Annotated in this window: 16 protein-coding genes; 13 read left to right on the forward strand and 3 right to left on the reverse strand. The window is 67.4% G+C overall.

The genetic code is table 11. The features are described 5' to 3' along the window. The first annotated feature begins 20 nt into the window (after positions 1-20). The 9 genes from gspG (at position 21) to gspD (ending at position 7,473) form a co-directional block, all read left to right on the forward strand. Positions 21-449 (forward strand): type II secretion system major pseudopilin GspG, encoded by a 429-nt coding sequence (gene gspG / locus QQA12_RS07230; protein ID WP_226050325.1) that lies wholly within the window; start codon positions 21-23, stop codon positions 447-449. A gap of 81 nt (positions 450-530) precedes the next feature. Continuing rightward, positions 531-968, forward strand: a complete 438-nt coding sequence (locus tag QQA12_RS07235; protein ID WP_226050326.1) for a GspH/FimT family pseudopilin — start codon at positions 531-533, stop codon at positions 966-968. Further along, on the forward strand, positions 965-1,357 hold the full coding sequence (locus tag QQA12_RS07240; protein ID WP_226050327.1) for a prepilin-type N-terminal cleavage/methylation domain-containing protein: 393 nt from the start codon (positions 965-967) through the stop codon (positions 1,355-1,357). The genes QQA12_RS07235 and QQA12_RS07240 overlap by 4 nt, the downstream gene beginning before the upstream one ends. 2 nt (positions 1,358-1,359) lie before the next feature. Further along, on the forward strand, positions 1,360-2,001 hold the full coding sequence (locus QQA12_RS07245; protein WP_226050460.1) for a prepilin-type N-terminal cleavage/methylation domain-containing protein: 642 nt from the start codon (positions 1,360-1,362) through the stop codon (positions 1,999-2,001). Continuing rightward, entirely contained in the window at positions 1,998-2,864 is an 867-nt protein-coding gene (locus tag QQA12_RS07250; protein WP_226050328.1) for a type II secretion system protein GspK, read from the forward strand. Before QQA12_RS07245 ends, QQA12_RS07250 begins: the two co-directional genes overlap by 4 nt. Beyond that, on the forward strand, positions 2,861-3,988 hold the full coding sequence (locus QQA12_RS07255) for a PilN domain-containing protein (RefSeq protein WP_226050329.1): 1,128 nt from the start codon (positions 2,861-2,863) through the stop codon (positions 3,986-3,988). The genes QQA12_RS07250 and QQA12_RS07255 overlap by 4 nt, the downstream gene beginning before the upstream one ends. Next, on the forward strand, positions 3,963-4,574 hold the full coding sequence (gspM, locus tag QQA12_RS07260) for a type II secretion system protein GspM (RefSeq protein WP_226050330.1): 612 nt from the start codon (positions 3,963-3,965) through the stop codon (positions 4,572-4,574). Before QQA12_RS07255 ends, gspM begins: the two co-directional genes overlap by 26 nt. Beyond that, complete coding sequence (locus QQA12_RS07265; RefSeq protein WP_226050331.1) at positions 4,564-5,271, forward strand: general secretion pathway protein GspN; 708 nt, start codon at positions 4,564-4,566, stop codon at positions 5,269-5,271. The genes gspM and QQA12_RS07265 overlap by 11 nt, the downstream gene beginning before the upstream one ends. A 9-nt stretch (positions 5,272-5,280) precedes the next feature. Then, entirely contained in the window at positions 5,281-7,473 is a 2,193-nt protein-coding gene (gene gspD, locus QQA12_RS07270; protein WP_226050332.1) for a type II secretion system secretin GspD, read from the forward strand. 346 nt (positions 7,474-7,819) lie between these two features. Here gspD and QQA12_RS07275 read toward each other — a convergent pair whose 3' ends face one another. The 3 genes from QQA12_RS07275 to cysS all read right to left on the reverse strand — a co-directional run bounded on the left by QQA12_RS07275 (position 7,820) and on the right by cysS (position 10,951). Then, a complete protein-coding gene (locus QQA12_RS07275; protein WP_054665052.1) occupies positions 7,820-9,064 on the reverse strand; it encodes an MFS transporter in 1,245 nt (414 codons plus the stop codon). Then, entirely contained in the window at positions 9,061-9,501 is a 441-nt protein-coding gene (locus QQA12_RS07280) for a SufE family protein (RefSeq protein WP_226050333.1), read from the reverse strand. Before QQA12_RS07280 ends, QQA12_RS07275 begins: the two co-directional genes overlap by 4 nt. 76 nt (positions 9,502-9,577) lie before the next feature. Continuing rightward, the gene (gene cysS, locus QQA12_RS07285) at positions 9,578-10,951 is read right to left on the reverse strand and encodes a cysteine--tRNA ligase (RefSeq protein ID WP_226050334.1); all 1,374 of its coding nucleotides are present in this window, start codon (positions 10,949-10,951) and stop codon (positions 9,578-9,580) included. Between the two features lie 170 nt (positions 10,952-11,121). Between cysS and QQA12_RS07290 the strand changes: the two genes are divergently transcribed. From QQA12_RS07290 to QQA12_RS07305, 4 genes are all read left to right on the forward strand, one after another. After that, positions 11,122-11,679: a hypothetical protein gene (locus QQA12_RS07290; RefSeq protein WP_056932604.1), complete on the forward strand. Its 558-nt coding sequence runs from the start codon at positions 11,122-11,124 to the stop codon at positions 11,677-11,679. Positions 11,680-11,986: 307 nt separating this feature from the next. Continuing rightward, a complete protein-coding gene (locus QQA12_RS07295; RefSeq protein WP_182334250.1) occupies positions 11,987-12,994 on the forward strand; it encodes an N-acetylornithine carbamoyltransferase in 1,008 nt (335 codons plus the stop codon). Between the two features lie 71 nt (positions 12,995-13,065). After that, positions 13,066-14,274, forward strand: a complete 1,209-nt coding sequence (locus QQA12_RS07300; RefSeq protein WP_226050335.1) for an argininosuccinate synthase — start codon at positions 13,066-13,068, stop codon at positions 14,272-14,274. A 186-nt stretch (positions 14,275-14,460) separates the two neighbouring features. Further along, entirely contained in the window at positions 14,461-15,558 is a 1,098-nt protein-coding gene (locus QQA12_RS07305; protein WP_226050336.1) for an acetylornithine deacetylase, read from the forward strand. Positions 15,559-15,584: the final 26 nt, after the last annotated feature.

Below are 15,584 nucleotides of genomic sequence, written 5' to 3' on the forward strand. Positions count from 1 at the left end.
CTGCAAAGAGGACCCCAAGCATGAAGCGATCCACCAGACACCCCGTACCCCGCAGCCGCCAGGCCGGCATGAGCCTGCTCGAAATCATCATCGTGATCGTGCTTATCGGCGCGGTACTCACGCTGGTGGGCAGTCGCGTGCTGGGTGGGGCAGATCGCGGCAAGGCCAATCTTGCCCGCACCCATGTCCAGACCCTCGCCGGCAAGGTAGAGAACTATCAGCTCGATACCGGCGGGCTACCGGGCAAGCTCGATGATCTGGCTACCCAGCCAGCCGGCGTCGCCGGCTGGCTGGGGCCATATGCCAAACCGGCGGAGTTCAACGATCCCTGGGGGCACCCGATCCAGTACCGTGTGCCGGGCGAGGGGCATCCGTTCGAGCTGCTCAGCCTCGGAGCCGATGGTCAGCCCGGCGGGGATAGCTACAACGCAGATATCCGCAACGAGTAAGGAGGAACAGGCGTGCCGCGTCCCTGCCGTTGCTCTGCTGGCTTGCCGCTCGCCGGCTTGTGCCGGTATGGGATGGCGGGCATGTCCTTGCTGGAAGTCATGCTGGTCCTGGTGCTGGTGGCTGCCATGACCCTGATGGCGGCGATGGCCACGCGGGGTGGTACCGAGGGCATGCGTCTGCGCAGCGCCGGCAAGACCCTGGCGGCCGAACTGCGGCATGCGCGCGTGCGCGCCATCACCACTGGCGAGCCGCAGCAGTTCCAACTGGATGTACGCAGCCGCCGGTGGCACGGCGTAGGAGGCCGGCACGGCGAGCTGCCTGCCTCTGTGGCTGTGCGCTACACGGGGGCTCGTGAAGTACAGATGCAGCAGGGGACAGGGGTCGTGCGCTTCTTTGAGGATGGCGCCTCCACCGGGGGGCGCATCGATCTGCTGACCGGTGAAGCGGTGTGGCGCATCGATATCGGCTGGATCACCGGCGAGGTGCGCTCCGGACCGGTGCGCACGGAGGCTCCGTGAGACGGCAGCGTGGCTTTTCCCTGATCGAGGTCATTGTCGCTTTCGTGTTGATGGCGCTTGCGGCGACGTTGTTGCTTGGCAGCCTGTCCGGTGCTGCACGACAGGTGAAAAACGCAGATATGCAGGGGCGTGCGGCCATGCATGCGCAATCGTTGCTGGCGACAATTGGCATTGAGGTGCCATTGGCGGCGGGCAGGCGGCAGGGCCAATGGGAGCAGGGGCGCTACCACTGGACGCTGGATGTGGCGCCGTATATCGAACCGCGACGAGTGGACTCCAGACTCTGGCAGCTTGACCTGCGGGTGCGCTGGGGCGATGAGGCACGTGACCAGCTTCACTGGCGTAGCCTCCGGATGCGAAGTGGCAGTTCCGTGGAGACCGGGCCATGACCCTGCAGGCCCGGCGGGCACGCGGTTTCACACTGGTCGAAGTGCTGCTGGCGACCGTGTTGCTGGCCGCTGGCATATCGCTGGCGTTCGCGCTGGTGCGCTCGGCATCAGCCATCAGCATGCGGGGGGAAGCCATCGCCAGTCAGAATGAACGCATCCGTGCGGTGGATGGATTCCTGCGTCGCCGCCTGGCATCGGCCTTGCCATTGAAATTTAATGATGATCCGGGCGGGGGCGCGATCGTCGTCTTTCTCGGTAATCCGAAGCAGATGCGCTTCGTGGCGGAAGTGCCGGGTTATCTCGGACGTGGCGGTCCTTATCTCCATACGCTGGAAGTCACCGGCAGCGGCGATGCGCAGGCACTGTATATCGGCATGACCCTCCTGCAGGCGGGGCGGACGGTGGAGGAAAGCCCGCCGCGTGCACCAGAGCTCCTGGCCGATGGATTGAGGCAGGTGCGGCTGCGATACCGGGGTATTGACCCCGCTACCGGCGCGCTGGGGCCGTGGCAGGAACAATGGCAGGTGCAAGGCCGGATGCCACTGCTGGTCTCAGTAGACATCGTGACAATGACCGGCGCTGCCTGGCCGCCGCTGGTGGTGGCGTTGCCGCAGCAACAGGGCGTTCGGGGACGTTGGCGATGAAGGCGCGCGGCGCGGCGTTGGTGCTGGTGCTGTGGTTGATCGCCTTGCTGGCTGCGACCATCGGCGCCTTTGCGCTGAGTGCACGTGTGGAATACATGCAGGGCCGCGGAGCCGCTGACCTTGCAGCGGGGCAGGAGATCGCCCATGCCGGTATCGATTATGCACTGTCGCGGATGCGCGCCACACCAACGCAGCCGGCCTGGCACGCAGATGGTCGGCGCTACCGCTGGTCGTTCGCTGATCGCACGGTTGAGTTGCGCATCACCGATGAATCCGCCAAGGTCGACCTCAACCAGGCCGGGCGTCCTCTGCTGGAAGGGCTGCTGCATGCGTTGGAGGTGGAACCGGCGCGTGCCACGCGGCTGGTGGGTGCCATCATGGACTGGCGCGATGCAGACGACCTGCAACAGCCCGGTGGTGGCGCGGAGACGGCAGATTATCTGGCCGTGGACTTCCCTTACGGCGCCAAGAACGCACAGTTTGATGGCATTGCTGAGTTGCAGCGGCTGCTGGGCATGGATACGGCGCTCTACGAGCGGCTGGCACCTTGGGTGACGGTGTATGGCAACGCGCATCCCGACGTGCGCTTTGCGTCCGCGCCGGTACTTGCAGCCATGGGGCTGGATGCCAAACTGATACTCGCCCAGCGCGAACGGGAAGACGCCGGCGCCATGCCTGGACCGACTGGGTACTTGCCCGCGCCCACGCTGACCGGCAGTGGCATCTATAGTGTCGACAGCCAAGTGCTGATGGGGAGCGGACGCAGGGCCGTGCTGCGGGCCCTGGTGCGGCTGGCGCCGGACGGTGCGGGTGGTGCGCCCTATACAGTGTTGCGGTGGGAACAGGGAGCGGTATCGAGATGATGGCGGTGCGCGAAAGGCTGGAGCAGGTGGTAGCGCGCCTGACGCCAGGGGGCGGCGGATTCTGGGCCTGGTGGAAGGCGTCGCTTGTATCCGGGTTGCCGGCGCGTTGGCAGGCCCTTCTTGGCTTGTCCGATACCCGCCTGTTGCTGGCGCGGAGCGAGGAAGGTATGCGGATCTGGTATGCGCAGGGCGCGAGCAGGGTGCTGCTGGCCGAGACGACATCGTCGCTGCAGCCAACAGCGATGGATGCCTCGCTTCCGGCGCGAGACCGCATGCTGCCGCGTTTCGCCCTGCTGTCGGCGGGCTCCGCGTTGCGCAGATCGTTGCGCCTGCCGGCTGCTGCCGAGGCACACCTGCGCGATGCCCTGCGTTTCGAGATCGACCGGCAGACTCCGTTCAGCGCCGAACAGGTGTATTACGACGCGCGTGTAATGCAGCGCCATGCTGGCGGCCAGATTGAGGTCGAACTGGTGGTTGCCCCACGCCACGCCGTGGAGACCCTGCTTGTGCCACGAGAGGCATGGCAGGGTCAACTTGACGGCGTGGATGTGGTCGATGCGTCGGGTCAGACGCTGGGGGTAAACCTGTTGCCTGCGTCGCAGCGGCGACGGCAGACGTACCCGCTGCGGAATCTTGACCGGCTGCTGCTATTCACTGCAATGGTGTTCTTGGTGCTGGCCGGCTGGCAGTTGCTGGACAATCGTCGTCAGGCGGCAGCACGGCTGGCCGCCCAAGTAGAGGCGTCGGCCGCGCGAGCGCGGGTGGTTGCCGGCCAGCGACAGCAATTGCAGGATCTGCTGGATGGTCATGCCTTCTTTGCTGCGCAAAGAGCGCAGCAGGCCACGCGGACCCGGATCATCAACGAGCTCAGCCATCGCCTCGGCGACGACACTTCGCTGGAAAAGCTCAGCATCGAGGAAGACCGGATGCAACTGATCGGCATGAGCGGCAGTGCGTCGTCGCTGGTTGCCGGACTGGATGGCTCTCCACTGTGGAAAACCCCGACGCTTACCGGGGTGCTGCAAGCCGGACCCCGTGGTGGGCGCGAGCGATTCACTCTTGCGGCCGAGTTGCGCGTCGCTGATCCGGAGGCCGCCGATGGCGCTGCAGCCCGGTCGCCGTGATCGCTGGATGGCCTTCGGCCTGCTGCTGGCGGCGGTCGCTGTGCTCTATCTGCTTGTCGTGCATCCGCTGCTGGTCAAGCCGCTGCAGGCGCTGGATGCCGAGATTGCCCGGTTGCAGGAGCGCCGCCAACGCATCGATCTTCAATTGAAGCAGGCGCCACAGGTCGCCGAGCGCCTGCAGCAGGCGCTGCAACTGCTGACGGCACAGCCGGGCTTCATGCCCGAAGGCTCGGTGGAGCTGGCAACGTCGCAACTGGTGCAGCGTCTGGAAGCGGCGGTGCGTGAGGCCAGCCCGGACGGTCGCAGCTGCGCCATCAGCGACCGCTCGCCGATGCAGGCTGATACTTCGGGTCGTTTTGTGCGCGTGGTGGTGCAGGTGCGATTGCGCTGCGGCATGGACGAGTGGATGCGCGTTTTGCAATCACTGGAGAGCGGTGCGCAGCAACTCAGTATGCGGAGAGTGGATATCCTGTCCCTGGCAGGTGCTCCCGATGGCGGCAATGGTCTTGACGTGAGCTTCGAGCTGAGCGGTTTCCTTCGCCCCACACCAGCAGGCGTCGTCCTGGAGGTGACCCGTGCGCAGTGACACGGCTGGTTTGCGCACTTGGTGGATTGCCGGGTTCACCATCTGGGCGCTGGCGGTCTGGATATCCACACTGCTTGGACTGGGCGGCCGCACAGGCGCGGGCAACCCGGCAACGGATGTGCCGGACCTGCCAGCTTTGCCGGCTGCTTTGACCACCGATCCAGCCGCGCTGGACAACGCAGAGGCCCTGGCCAGACCCGTGTTCGCCGCTGATCGCCGACCCCACCGGTTCCTTCTGGAAGGTGCGCAGAGCCAAACCGGGGCAGTCCGACTTACCGGGGTCCTGATGACACCGGGGCTGGAAATGGCGACCGTGACTACGGAGCAGGGACAATCGCTGCGCCTGCGCCTGGGCGGGGAGCCGGAGTCCGGCTGGCGGCTGATATCCCTTCGACCGCGCAGTGCCGTAGTGGATGGACCCAGCGGTACGATCGAACTGGTGCTGCAGGTATTCAGCGGCAGTGGGGTCGCATCCGGAGCCGGAGCGGATCAGCCAGCAGTTGCGGCGCAGGGAACGCAGGGGATGCAAGAACAGGCTCCACCTGCAGTCCCGGCCACACAAGCGGCGCCGACGGCGGGTGCCGTCGCCACGGAAGCGCAGATCCATGCGATCCGCGAGCGCATCCAGGCGCGTCGACGCCAGCTCCAGCTCCAGCAACAGAACCCGGCCGTACGACCGGCCAACCAGAATCCGTAGAGTGAACGCATGACGCAACGTATTGCTCCTGTTTTCCTGATGGTCGGTGCCTTGAGCGCATGTGCGACGGCATCCACTCCTGACATCCGTCGTGAGAGCGCGGCAGGCCGCGCTGAAGCGGCCAGGACCGGGCCGGTGGAGCAGGTTGGTGGTGGATCTGAAGCCGAGCTGCGGTCCGAGCGCGCGGTCATCCGCCATGGCAGCGGGCGGATGATCGGCCGGGCCGCGGGTGCTGCCATGCCATCCCCCTTGGCCGGCGCCGGTAATGGGACGGCGGTGTTCAATTTCGAGGGTGAATCCGTGCAGGCCGTCACCAAGGCGATCCTGGGCGACATGCTGGGCCAGAATTACGTGATTGCTCCCGGGGTACAGGGAACGGTCACCCTGGCGACGCCGAAGCCGGTATCGCCGGCGCAGGCATTGAATCTGCTGGAGATGGTGCTGGGCTGGAACAATGCCCGCCTGCTGTACAGTGCTGGGCGCTACAACGTTGTGCCTGCCGACCAGTCGCTGGCTGGCACGGTCGCGCCCAGCACCGCACCGGCTTCGGTCATGCGCGGCTATGAGGTGCGGGTGGTGCCCCTGCAGTACATCTCCGCCAACGAGATGAAGAAGGTGCTGGAGCCATACGCGCGTTCCAACGCCATCGTCGGCATCGATGCTTCGCGCAATCTCATCACTCTGGGGGGGACCCGCGCCGAGTTGGAAAATTACCTGCGCACGGTCGAGATATTCGACGTGGACTGGTTGTCGGGCATGTCGGTCGGGGTGTTCCCGATCCAGTCCGGCCGCGCCTCGCAGGTGGCCAGTGACCTGGAGAGGGTATTCGGCGAAAGCAGCAGGACGCCCAGCGCCGGTATGTTCCGCTTCTTGCCGCTGGACAATGCCAACGCGGTGCTGGTGATCACCCCGCAGGCGCGTTACCTGGACCAGATACAGCAGTGGCTCGACCGCATTGACAGCGCCGGCGGAAGTGCGCGGCTTTTTTCCCATGAGTTGAAGTACATCAAGGCCAAGGACCTGGCCGAACGGCTGGGAGAGGTGTTCGGTGCGGGCACCCGCGGTGAGGGACGGCTGCCCGCACTTGCTCCCGGTGCAACGCCGGTTGTGCTCGAGGGGACGACAGGGCCGGCGATTTCCATCGGCTCGGACAATGCTTCGCCGGATGGGGCCGCAGCCGGACTTGGCAGTGGCGTGCGCGAATCGCTGGCGCTTTCGCCGCATGACAGCGGCAACGCCAATATCACACTGGAGGTGGAAGGGGACCGCGTGGGCGTTTCCGCGGTGGAGGAGACCAATACGCTGCTGGTGCGGACCACGCCTCAAGCCTGGCGGTCGATCCGGGAAGTGGTGGAGAAGCTCGACGTGATGCCGCTGCAGGTGCACATCGAGGCGCAGGTTGCCGAAGTTGCGTTGACCGGCGAGCTCAGCTATGGCGTCAACTGGTACTTCGAGCAGGCTGTGAACGCACCGGTGGGCAGTGGTGGTGCCGGGTTGCCCTCCGCGCTGGGGCGGGGCATCTGGGGTGATATCGCCGGCTCCATCCTGCCCGGCGACGGAAAGGGTGGAGGTGGGTTGAGCTGGACGTTCCTGGGCAAGAACGCGGCGGCGGTGATCACTGCGCTGGATCAGGTTACCGATGTGCGGCTGTTGCAGACGCCGTCCCTGTTCGTGCGCAACAACGCAGAGGCCACGTTGAATGTCGGCAGCAAGATCCCGGTCTACTCGGTCTCCATATCCGGCATCAGCGACAACCAGTATGCGCAGGTGCAGTATCTTGAGACGGGTACCATCCTGAAGGTGCGGCCGCGGGTCACACGCGACGGTATGGTGTTCCTGGACATCGTGCAGGAAGTGAGTGCTCCTGAAGGCGAGGCGGACGCCAACGGCAACGTGCGCATCAACACGCGGCGCATGAAGACCGAGGCCGCGGTAAGCGCCGGGGATACGGTGATGCTTGCGGGCCTGATCGAGGATAGTGCCACGCGCGGGTCATCCGGTTTTCCAGGATTGAGCCGTCTTCCAGTGATTGGTGGACTGTTCGGGCGCAAGACACAGAACACCCGTCGAAGTGAGGTGATCGTACTGTTGACTCCGACGATCGTTCGCAACCCGCAGGAGGCGCGCAGTCTCACCGATGAATATGGTTCCAAGTTCAGGGCATTGGAGCCGATGAGAACCTCGCAACCCGCATCGAAATGAGGGGTGCCCAGGCGAATGGATCCCGTCCTTCAGTGCCACACGTGCCCGCAATGGGTACATCCTGCGGGGCTTCTATCTGGCCCGAACCGCCGGCTGCGCCGTTCCTGATGCCTGACGTGGTAGTGCGCGTAGGGAAAGGTGACCGAGCTGGCCTCAGCACGATTTCGTGATCGGCTGCCCCGCTTCCGGGTAGTGCTCCTTGCATGCTCCTATATGCTCAGTGCCTTGCCGGCACAGTTGTCTGCCATGGGTTGGAAAAGCGGGCGAGCCGGCGCGCGGCTGGACGGCAGTTGCAGATGCCGTGCTCCCGGCTGGTGGCGCATGTGCCTGTTGCTGCTGCCCAGGGCTACTGCAGGTCGCGCAGGTTCAGTCGCCTCAGCGTGGGGTTCCTCCACGCGGTGAGGCCCGCCACGCCCAGCACCGCGCAGCCGCCGACCACCACCGCCGGCACCAGTCCCAGCAGCCGCGCCATGGTGCCGGCGTAGAACGCACCCAGTTCATTGGACGAACTGATGAAGATGCCGTTGATCGACGACACCCGGCCACGCATCTCGTCGGGCGTGGCCAGCTGCAGGATGGTCGAGCGCACCACCACCGACACGCCGTCGAACGCGCCGTAGAACAGCAGGATCGCCGCCGACAGCCAGAAGCTGCGCGACAGGCCGAAGCCGATCACGCACAGCCCGAAGCCGGCCACCGCGTACAGCAGCACGCGCCCGGCGTTGCGGTGCAGCGGGTGCCGGGCCAGCCACAGGCCCACGCATACCGATCCCAGCGCCGGCGCCGCGCGCAGGATGCCCAGGCCTTCCGGCCCGTAATGCAGGATTTCCTGGATGAAGGCCGGCAGCATCGCCACCACGCCGCCCAGCAGCACCGAGAACATGTCCAGCGCCATCGCGCCGAGCATCACCGGTGTGGACAGTACGAAACGCGCGCCCTCGGCGATGCTGGCGAAGATCGGCGCGCGGGTCTGCGGCGGTGGCGCTTCGTGCACGCGCAGCAGGGCCAGCGCGGCCATGGCCAGCGCCGCCATCGCCGCGGCCACGGCATAGGCCAGGGCCTTGCCGCCCCAGCCGACCAGGACGCCGCCCAGCGCCGGACCGAGCACCATGCCGGCCTGGAACACCACGCTGCCGAAGCCGGCGCCGCGCGCGTACTGCCCGCGCGCCAGCACCCGCGCGAACAACGCGTTGTAGACCGGCGACAGGAAGGCGCGGACCATCCCGGTCAGGGCGATCGCCAGGTAGATCGGCCACACGCCCTGGAACGGCAACGCGCCCAGCGCGACCGCGCACAGGATGGCCGCGGTGGCTACCAGCCCGAGGCTGGCCGCCATGCCCAGGCGGCGGCGTGGCAGGTGGTCCACCAGGTAGCCCGCGAACGGCGCCACGCAGAAATAGGGCAGCACTTCGGCCAGCCCGACCAGGCCCAGCGAGAACGGATTGCGGGTGATCTCGTAGATGTGCCAGCCGACCGTGACCGCGACGATCTGGTAGGACAGCATCGCGGTGATGCGGTAGGCCAGCAGGTGCGCGAAGCCGGGCTGGCGCAGCAGCGCGCCTACGCCGGCATCGCCGCTGCCGGCGGTCACTGTGGTTGCGACCGCGCGGTGTCGCGGATGAACGACAGCATCGCCGCCAGCCCGTTGCTGCGGGTCGGCGACAGGTGCCGGGCCAGGCCGATGGAGGCGACGTACTCCGGCTCGGTGGCCAGGATCTCGGCGGCGGGGCGGCCGGAGTAGACGCGCAGCGCCAGATAGATCAGCCCGGAAACGATGGCCGAGTCGCTGACCGCGTGGAACACGAGCCGGTCGGCATTGCCTCCCGGCACGATCCATACCATCGACTGGCAGCCGTGCAGGCGGTGCGCCTCGGTCTTCCACGCATCCGGGAAGGGCGGCAGCTTGCGGCCGAGGTCGATCAGGTACTGGTAGCGCTCGGACCAGTCGCCGAAGAAGGAGAATTCGTCGGCGATCGCGGCCTGGGCTTCGGCGGCGGTGGCTTCGAGCGGGAAGGGGGAGTCGGTCATCTTGGTTCCGTCAGGGGAGGGCCTTGCCGTCCGCGGCATGGCTGGAGCGGCGCCGGATGCGCCGGCCGGGCATTGGCTAGGCGCGCCTGCGCACCCAGCGCACGCCCTGCGGGGTGTCCTCCAGCACGATGTTCTCCGCCGCCAGCTGCTCGCGGATGGCGTCGGCACGGGCGAAGTCGCGGGCCTGCTTGGCGGCGATGCGTTCATCGATCAGGGCCTGGATGCGGGCATCGTCGTCGCTGCCCGCGCCGCGGCCGAACCACGCCGACGGTGCCTGCTGCAACAGGCCCAGGGCCAGCCCGGCGCCGAGCAGTTCGCCCTTCAGGCGCGCCTTCTCGCCGTCGCTTTCGGCCTTGCGCGCCTCGCTGGCGATGCGCGCCACCTCGGCCAGTGCCAGCGGCGTGTTGAGGTCGTCGTCCAGCGCGGCCTCGACCGCGGCCGGGATCGCAGCGCCGGCGTCGACCTCGTCCAGGTCGCGCAGCGTGCCGTACAGCCGGTCCAGGGTGCGCACGGACTGCTCGATCAGGGCGTCCGACCAGTCCAGCGGCTGCCGGTAGTGCGCCGACAGCAGCGCGTAGCGCAGCGCTTCGGGCGGGTGCTGGCGCACCAGGTCGTGCACGCGCTCGATGTTGCCCAGCGACTTGCTCATCTTGGCGCCGCCGAAGTTGAGCATGCCGTTGTGCAGCCAGAAGCGGGCGAAGGTACGCCCGCCGTGGGCGCATTCGCTCTGCGCGATCTCGTTCTCGTGGTGCGGGAACTGCAGGTCGACGCCGCCGGCATGGATGTCGATGGTGTCGCCCAGGTGGGCGGCGGCCATCGCCGAGCATTCGATATGCCAGCCCGGGCGGCCGCGGCCCCAGGGCGATTCCCAGCCGGGCAGGTCGTCGCTGGATGGCTTCCACAGCACGAAATCGCCGGCGTCGCGCTTGTACGGGGCCACCTCGACGCGGGCGCCGGCCAGCATTTCGTCCGGGTCGCGCCGCGACAGCTTGCCGTAGCCGTCGAAGGTGGCGACCGCGAACAGCACGTGGCCTTCGGCGGCATAGGCGTGCCCGGCCTCGATCAGCCGCTCGATCATGGCGATGATCTGCGGGATATGGGCGGTGGCTTCGGGCTCGATGTCCGGCGGCGCCACGCCCAGTGCGGCCATGTCGTCGCGGTAGGCGGCGGCGAAGCGGTCGGTGATCGCCGAGATCCGCACCCCCTGTTCGCGGGCCGCTGCATTGATCTTGTCATCGACGTCGGTGATGTTGCGGGCGTAGCGCAGGCCGCCGAAGCGGCGCCGCAGCAGGCCCGCGAGCACCCCGAACACCACCGGGCCGCGGGCGTTGCCGATATGCACGTAGTTGTAGACGGTCGGGCCGCACACGTACATGGTCGGGGCGGCCGGGTCCAGCGGGGCGAACGGCTCCAGCTGCCGGGTCAGGGTGTTGTACAGGTGCAGGGCCATGGGCGTGCCGTGGGAGCGAAAACAGAGCCGGCAATTCTAGCGGGCCGGGGCCGGGCGGGCACGCCCGGGCTGTGCAGCGGCGCGATGGACGGGTAATGTTCAGCCTCCATCCCTTGTCGCGCCTACACTATATCGGTGGTCATCCCTCATCCATCTCCGTTGAAGTGTCGATGAAGCACGCTCCCGTGTCGCTGTCCATGGCCTGCCTGCTGGCCGTCTCCGCCATGCCGGCCGGGGCGCAGAACGCCGACCTGCGCAACCGGGTGGTGGTCGTCGAGAACGTGCGCTACGACTATGCGCAGGTGCTCAACGTCGAGCCGGTGTTCCAGACCCTGCGCGCCACCCGCACCGAGGAGCACTGCGAGCCCGTCTCCACGCTCACCCTGGCGCCGGTGGAGGTCAAGGGCGAGGAGCAGAAGGGTGGCTTCCGCCGCTTCTGGGATTCGGTCAAGGGCATCTTCAGCCACCAGGACGGCGAGGAAGAGGCCGATGCGGAGGTGCGTGCGGCGGGTGCCGGCAACAATGGCGCGCTGCTCACCCCCGAATGCCGCATCATCGAGGTGGGGCGCGAGTTCCGCCGGCCCATCGCCTACGACGTGGATTACGTCTACAAGGGCATCAAGTTCCGCTCGCGCCTGCCCGAAGACCCCGGCAACCGCCTCAAGCTGCGGGTGTCGATCACCCCCGAGCTGGGCGAGGGCCTGGAACAGGGACCGGCCAATCCCTGATTGCTGCGCCGCGGCACTTGCGTGGTGCCAGGGCGCGTGCGACCATGCGCGACGATGAAGGCGAACAGCTTCCAGCACGAAACCAGCACCGCCCGGATGGCCTCCGGCATGACTTCGCGTGCCCGCCGACCGGAATCCCACATATTCGCTGGGTAAACCGGAGCCTCGTGCTGTCTGTTCGGAAAACCCAGCCCCCGGCTGGGTTTTTTCGTTTCTGTTCCACGAAAGTTTCAACTGCAATGAGCCGCGCGTCCGCGCATCCTGCCGCCGGCAACGGTGGTCCCCCGCACCAGCAAAGGATGGATCGATGTCTGTGAAGCACTTCTTGAACACCCAGGACTGGAGCCGCGCCGAACTCGACGCGCTGTTGACCCAGGCGGCGCTGTTCAAGCGCAACAAGCTGGGCGACGACCTGAAGGGCAGGTCCATCGCGCTGGTGTTCTTCAACCCGTCGATGCGCACCCGCACCAGCTTCGAGCTGGGCGCGTTCCAGCTCGGCGGCCACGCCATCGTGCTGCAGCCGGGCAAGGACGCGTGGCCGATCGAGTTCGACCTGGGCACGGTGATGGACGGCGACACCGAGGAGCACATCGCCGAAGTGGCGAAGGTGCTGGGCCGCTACGTCGACCTCATCGGCGTGCGCGCCTTCCCGAAGTTCGTCGACTGGCAGTACGACCGCCAGGACATCGTGCTCAAGGCATTCGCCAGGTACTCGCCGGTGCCGGTCATCAACATGGAGACCATCACCCATCCGTGCCAGGAGCTGGCGCATGCGCTGGCGCTGCAGGAGCACTTCGGCAGCAGCGACCTGCGTGGCAAGAAGTACGTGCTGACCTGGACCTACCACCCCAAGCCGCTGAACACCGCGGTGGCCAACTCGGCGCTGACCATCGCCACCCGCATGGGCATGGACGTGACCCTGCTGTGCCCGGACGAGCAGTACATCCTCGACGAGCGCTACATGGGCTGGGCCGCGCAGAACGTGGCCGAAAGCGGCGGCTCGCTGACGGTCAGCCACGACATCGAAAGCGCCTACCGCGGCGCCGACGTGGTCTATGCCAAGAGCTGGGGCGCACTGCCGTACTTCGGCAACTGGGCGCCGGAGAAGCCGATCCGCGACCAGTACAAGCACTTCATCGTCGACGAGGCCAAGATGGCGCTCACCAACAACGGCGTGTTCAGCCATTGCCTGCCGCTGCGGCGCAACGTCAAGGCCACCGACGCGGTGATGGATTCGCCGCAGTGCATCGCCATCGACGAGGCCGAGAACCGCCTGCACGTGCAGAAGGCGATCATGGCCGCACTGGTCCGCTGATCCATCCCGCCGCTTTCCCTTTACCCGATTCAGCAACGGCGGCCCGCGCGTCGCCCAACGAGATCCCCCACATGACCACTCCCAACGAATCCCGCGACATCGTCCTGGCCTTCTCCGGCGGCCTGGACACCAGCTTCTGCGTGCCCTACCTGAAGGAGCGCGGCTGGAACGTGCACACCGTGTTCGCCGACACCGGCGGCGTGGACGCCGAGGAGCGCGAGACCATCGAGAAGCGCGCCGCCGAACTGGGCGTGGCCAGCCACGTCACCGTCGATGGCGGCCCGGCGATCTGGGAAGGCTTCGTCAAGCCGTTCGTGTGGGCTGGCGAGGGCTACCAGGGCCAGTATCCGCTGCTGGTGTCCGATCGCTACCTGATCGTCGATGCCGTCCTCAAGCGCGCCGCCGAGCTGTGCACCAACGCCATCGCCCACGGCTGCACCGGCATGGGCAACGACCAGGTGCGCTTCGACCTGGCGGTGAAGGCGCAGGGCGATTACCGCATCCTCGCCCCGATCCGCGAGATCCAGAAGGAGCACACCCAGACCCGCGCCTACGAGCAGGCGTACCTGGAGGAGCGCGGCTTCGGCGTGCGCGCCAAGCAGAAGGCCTACACCATCAACGAGAACCTGTTGGGCGTGACCATGTCCGGTGGCGAAATCGACAGGTGGGAAGCCCCGGGCGAGGGTGCGCGCGGCTGGTGCGCGCCGCGCAGCGCGTGGCCGATCGAACCGCTGACCGTGACCTTGAAGTTCGTCGAGGGCGAGGCGGTGGAACTGGACGGCAAGGCGCTGCCGGGCGAGCAGATCCTGGCAAGGCTCAACAAGCTGTTCGCCCCGTACGGCGTCGGTCGCGGCGTGTACACCGGCGACACCGTGATCGGCCTCAAGGGCCGCATCGTGTTCGAGGCGCCGGGCCTGACCGCGCTGCTGGCCGCGCACCGCGCGCTGGAGGACGCGGTGCTGACCAAGCAGCAGAACCGCTTCAAGCCGGACGTGGCGCGCAAGTGGGTGGAACTGGTCTACGAAGGCTTCTATCACGACCCGCTGAAGACCGACCTGGAGGCGTTCCTGCAGTCGTCGCAGGGCAAGGTCAACGGCGAGGTGGTGCTGGAGACCCGTGGCGCCCGCGTCGATGCGGTGGCGGTGCGTTCGCCGCACCTGCTCAACGCCAAGGGGGCGACCTACGCGCAGTCGGCCGACTGGGGCGTGGAAGAGGCCGAGGGTTTCATCAAGCTGTTCGGCATGAGCTCCACGCTGTACGCGCAGGTCAACCACGGTTGATGCCGGCGTCCTTCCCGCCACGGCGCGGGAAGGGTGCCTGCAGACCCCGGCCCGCCCGCGCCCCTGGATTCCGGGGCGCGAATGCGGTCAACGCCTTCGATGGGCGCCCGCATGCGGCCGGGCGTTCCCGCCATCCTCGTTTCCCGTACGCGCCAGCCGCCTGCCACTGACAGCTCCCGACAGACCATGACCGACCTGCTCGAATCCACGCTCTCGCACCTGGAAAAGCTGGTGTCCTTCGACACCCGCAACCCGCCGCGCGCGATCACCACCGGCGGCATCTTCGATTACCTGCGCGCGAACCTGCCCGGGTTCCAGGTCGAGGTGGTCGACCACGGCGCCGGCGCGGTGAGCCTGTACGCGGTGCGTGGCGCGCCGAAGTACCTGTTCAACGTGCACCTGGACACGGTGCCGGATTCGCCGCGCTGGAGTGCCGATCCGCACGTGATGCGGCGCCTGGACGACCGCGTGGTCGGGCTCGGCGTATGCGACATCAAGGGCGCCGCGGCTGCGCTGGTGGCCGCCGCCAACCGCACCGACGGCGATGCGGCGTTCCTGTTTTCCTCGGACGAGGAAGCCAACGACCCGCGCTGCATCGCCGCCTTCCTGGCCCGCGGCATCCCGTATGAAGCGGTGCTGGTGGCCGAGCCGACCCTGGGCGAGGCGGTGCTGGCGCACCGCGGCATCAGCTCGGTGCTGATGAAATTCAGCGGCCGCGCCGGCCATGCCTCCGGCCAGCAGGACGCGGCGGCCAGCGCGCTGCACCAGGCCATGCGCTGGGGCGGCCGCGCGCTGGACCACGTGCAGTCGCTGGCGCATGCGCGCTTCGGCGGCCTGACCGGGCTGCGCTTCAACATCGGCCGCGTCGAAGGCGGCATCAAGGCCAACATGATCGCGCCCGAGGCCGAGCTGCGTTTCGGTTTCCGCCCGCTGCCGTCGATGGACATCGACCAGCTGCTGGCGACCTTCGCCGGTTTCGCCGAGCCGGCGGCCGCGCACTTCGAGGAGACCTTCCGCGGCCCGAGCCTGCCGTCCGGCGACATCGCCCGCGCCGAGGAACGCCGCCTGGCCGCACGCGACGTCGCCGAGGAGCTGGGCCTGCCGATCGGCAATGCGGTCGATTTCTGGACTGAGGCCTCGCTGTTCTCGGCCGCCGGCTACACCACCATGGTCTACGGTCCCGGCGACATCGCCCAGGCCCACACCGCCGACGAGTTCGTGACGCTGGAGCAGCTGCAGCGCTACGCCGGTTCGGTTCTCACGATCCTGCAGCGCGGCGCCTGATCGCCGCGTTCCACCCCCACGACAGA

This window comes from Stenotrophomonas sp. 17(2023), from assembly GCF_030345315.1.
In the GTDB taxonomy this organism is placed as follows: domain Bacteria; phylum Pseudomonadota; class Gammaproteobacteria; order Xanthomonadales; family Xanthomonadaceae; genus Stenotrophomonas; species Stenotrophomonas acidaminiphila.

What these genes read in the sequence shown, in the direction of transcription:
- gspM (WP_226050330.1), top strand. Translation starts at nt 3,963, where the DNA reads ATGGCGCTGCAGCCCGGTCGCCGTGATCGCTGGATGGCCTTCGGCCTG.
- QQA12_RS07255 (WP_226050329.1), top strand. Translation starts at nt 2,861, where the DNA reads ATGATGGCGGTGCGCGAAAGGCTGGAGCAGGTGGTAGCGCGCCTGACG.
- gspD (WP_226050332.1), top strand. Translation starts at nt 5,281, where the DNA reads ATGACGCAACGTATTGCTCCTGTTTTCCTGATGGTCGGTGCCTTGAGC.
- QQA12_RS07295 (WP_182334250.1), top strand. Translation starts at nt 11,987, where the DNA reads ATGTCTGTGAAGCACTTCTTGAACACCCAGGACTGGAGCCGCGCCGAA.
- QQA12_RS07300 (WP_226050335.1), top strand. Translation starts at nt 13,066, where the DNA reads ATGACCACTCCCAACGAATCCCGCGACATCGTCCTGGCCTTCTCCGGC.
- QQA12_RS07280 (WP_226050333.1), bottom strand. Translation starts at nt 9,501, where the DNA reads ATGACCGACTCCCCCTTCCCGCTCGAAGCCACCGCCGCCGAAGCCCAG.
- QQA12_RS07235 (WP_226050326.1), top strand. Translation starts at nt 531, where the DNA reads ATGTCCTTGCTGGAAGTCATGCTGGTCCTGGTGCTGGTGGCTGCCATG.
- gspG (WP_226050325.1), top strand. Translation starts at nt 21, where the DNA reads ATGAAGCGATCCACCAGACACCCCGTACCCCGCAGCCGCCAGGCCGGC.
- QQA12_RS07290 (WP_056932604.1), top strand. Translation starts at nt 11,122, where the DNA reads ATGAAGCACGCTCCCGTGTCGCTGTCCATGGCCTGCCTGCTGGCCGTC.
- cysS (WP_226050334.1), bottom strand. Translation starts at nt 10,951, where the DNA reads ATGGCCCTGCACCTGTACAACACCCTGACCCGGCAGCTGGAGCCGTTC.
- QQA12_RS07305 (WP_226050336.1), top strand. Translation starts at nt 14,461, where the DNA reads ATGACCGACCTGCTCGAATCCACGCTCTCGCACCTGGAAAAGCTGGTG.
- QQA12_RS07250 (WP_226050328.1), top strand. Translation starts at nt 1,998, where the DNA reads ATGAAGGCGCGCGGCGCGGCGTTGGTGCTGGTGCTGTGGTTGATCGCC.